This is a genomic window from Herbaspirillum sp. UBA812, assembly GCF_002296545.1.
Lineage (GTDB): Bacteria > Pseudomonadota > Gammaproteobacteria > Burkholderiales > Burkholderiaceae_D > Herbaspirillum > Herbaspirillum huttiense.
Genome location: NZ_DBIC01000009.1, coordinates 1 through 703 on the forward strand (window position 1 = coordinate 1; position 703 = coordinate 703).

General features: G+C 68.3%; 1 protein-coding gene. It reads right to left on the reverse strand.

Annotated features, from left to right (window positions below):
• The coding region (locus B3873_RS00365; RefSeq protein WP_286863480.1) for an NAD(P)/FAD-dependent oxidoreductase at nucleotides 1-449 on the reverse strand (449 nt) is incomplete at its 3' end.
• Nucleotides 450-703 lie beyond the last annotated feature (254 nt).

Consider the following 703-nt stretch of genomic DNA (forward strand, 5'->3'; position numbering starts at 1 on the left):
CTGCCGTCCGCGTTCCAGCCCAGCCAGCGGCTGCGCGTGTGGATCGTTACGCCCAGTTCGCGCAGGCGGCGCAGCCAGGCGCGCAGCAGCGGCGCGGCTTTCATCTCGCGCGGGAAGACGCGGCCGGAGCTGCCCACGAAGGTCTCGATGCCGAGGCCGTGTATCCATGCGCGCAATTGGTCGGCGTCGAAGCGGCGCACGAAGGGCGCGACCTGTTCACGGCGATGGCCATAGCGCGGCAGGAAGTCGGGTTGCGGTTCGGAGTGCGTGATGTTCATGCCGCCGCGCCCGGCCAGCAGGAATTTGCGGCCGGCCGATGGCATGGCGTCGTAGACGTCCACGGTGGCGCCTTGCGCGGCCAGCACTTCGGCGGCCATCAGGCCGGCCGGACCGGCGCCGATCACGGCCACGCGGCGGCTGCCGGGAGCGAGTTGGGGAAGAGTGTGCATCGATGTCATGCGCGGCATCATACCGCCCGCCTGCGAGCAGCGCACGCGCTTCCCGCTGATCGCTGCGGATCAGCGGGAAAAAAGACGCTCAGCGGCGATGCGGCGCGCTGTACTTGTTTTCCAGACGGGCCACCACCAGCGCCAGGCAGATGGTCATGGAGAAATACAGGATGGAGATGGTGATATACGGCTCCCAGTAACGGGCATACGTGCCCGCCACGGTGCGCGCAGCATAGGCCAGTTCAGCCAGGCCG